The 2,037-nt window shown below is 53.8% G+C and carries 2 protein-coding genes; both read left to right on the top strand.

Annotation, left to right across the window (positions count from 1 at the left end):
• Positions 1-1,793: type VI secretion system tip protein TssI/VgrG (tssI, locus tag PTE_RS10425; protein ID WP_036846025.1), on the top strand; the 1,793-nt coding region annotated here is incomplete at its 5' end.
• On the top strand, positions 1,793-2,037 hold a 245-nt coding region (locus PTE_RS10430; protein WP_036846027.1), incomplete at its 3' end, for a DUF4123 domain-containing protein. The genes tssI and PTE_RS10430, both read left to right, overlap by 1 nt.

A 2,037-nucleotide genomic window follows, 5' to 3' on the forward strand; every position in this document is an offset into this window, starting at 1 on the left:
TCACCGTCTACCGTGACGGGCAGCCGGAACGCTGTGTCAGCGGCATTGTCACCCGGTTTGAGCAGGAAACCACCGGCCGCCATCGCAGCCATTATTCCCTGACCGTGCATCCTGCCTTATGGCGGGCAGGCTTGCGGGTCAATTCCCGTATTTTTCAGCATCAGTCCGTGACCGACATGATTGAAACACTGCTGAAAGAAAATGGCATCAAAGACATTGCCTATACCCTGAACTATGAACACCCGGTGCGGGAATTTTGCGTTCAGTATGACGAAAGTGATCTGGCCTTTTTACAGCGTCTGTTAGCTGACGAGGGGATCTTCTATTACTTTGAGTTTCATCAGGACCAGAACGGGCGAACGATCTTCTTTGCCGATACCTGTCTGGCGCTCGGTAACCGCTTTTCTGTGCCCTATAACCCGGTACCGGATCCCCAGGGAGCACAACCCAGTATCAACCAGTTTCGCTGGCGGGAACAGGTCGGGGTCCAGGGGGTTTTTCTCAAAGACCGCACCTTTAAAAATCCCCCCTGGGCAGCCGAATACAACTTTTATGAATCTAAAACCGGCCATCAGCGCACGGATTTGCCCAGTTACTATCACTATGATTTCCCCGGCCGTTATAAAGATGAACGTGGTGAGAAAATGAGCCGCTATCGCCTGGAAGCCTTACGCCGCAACGACCTCCTGGGCCGGGGTCAAAGTGACTGTTTTTTCCTCTGGCCGGGGATCCTGTTTACCCTCACGAATCACCCCAAAGAGAAATTCAATGTCCCGTGGCAGGTGATCCAAATCAGCCACCACGGACAACAACCCCAGGCAGATGAAACCCGTGCCGGCGAAACGGGTACAACATTGACGAACCGCTTCACCTTTGGTGATCATAGCCGTTCATGGCGCCCTTCCCCTTATCCCAAACCGCGCATCGACGGCCTGCAAATTGCGACGGTAGTCGGCCCGGAAGGCGAAGAAATCTTTTGTGATGCATACGGCCGGGTGCGGGTGCAATTTGCCTGGGACCCGTACGGCAAATTTAATGATCAGAGTTCTTGTTGGATACGGGTCAGCCAGGCCTGGGCCGGAAAGGGCTGGGGCATGATAACCATCCCGCGCGTGGGTCAGGAAGTACTGGTGGATTTTTTACACGGCGACCCGGACCAGCCGATTATTATTGGCCGAACCTATCATGCCAACAACATCGTGCCGAACCGTCTGCCGATGGCGAAAACCCAGATGTCAATCCGGTCAAAAACCCATAAAGGGGAAGGCTTTAACGAACTGCGTTTTGAAGACGAAAAAGACCGGGAAGAAGTGTTTATTCACGCCCAGAAAAATCTGGCAATCCAGGTGCGCAACTCCCGGGACGAACGGGTGAATTACAACCGCACGACCCGCATCGGCCATGATGATGAACTGGCGATTGCCCGCAACCGGAAAATCACCGTCGACGGCCAGCAGGCGCATAAAACGACGGGGAACTATCTTGCCCAGATTGACGGCGACAAGGCCTTGCAGGTTAAAGGCGATGTGGCCCAGAAAATCCAGGGTGTATTCAGCGTTGACGCAAACGGCGACCTCACCGTGCAAAGTGGCAGTAAAATCAGCCTACGAGTGGGCGGTAATTTTATCGTCATTCATGCCGGGGGCGTGGATATCAAAGGCCCGGCCATTAACCTCAATTCCGGTGGCAGCCCAGGGGACTTATTGCAACCGGCTAATCCAGCGATTTTACAGGCTGCCGCCAGCGCCGGCTCCATGTTTGTTGCCCATTGTCCGATGAAGGATAACAACTAATGGCAGAAGAAAAACGTTATGCCGTCATTGACGGTGCCGCCGAACCCCGACTGTTTTTTATCCTGGAACATTTTGATCCACCGGTTACTTGTCTGTATGACGAGTCTTTACAGCCTGAACTGCTGAAGGTAGCCCCGTATCTGGTGGAAGTGACCGAGAAAGTCGGGCTTTTTCTGGCAGAATGGGGCACGCCCTGGGGAATATTCCTTCACTCGCAGGCTGACATGAGGACGCTGCGCCAGCA

Origin of the sequence: Photorhabdus khanii NC19 (assembly GCF_000517265.1) — a bacterium.
Taxonomy (GTDB): domain Bacteria; phylum Pseudomonadota; class Gammaproteobacteria; order Enterobacterales; family Enterobacteriaceae; genus Photorhabdus; species Photorhabdus khanii.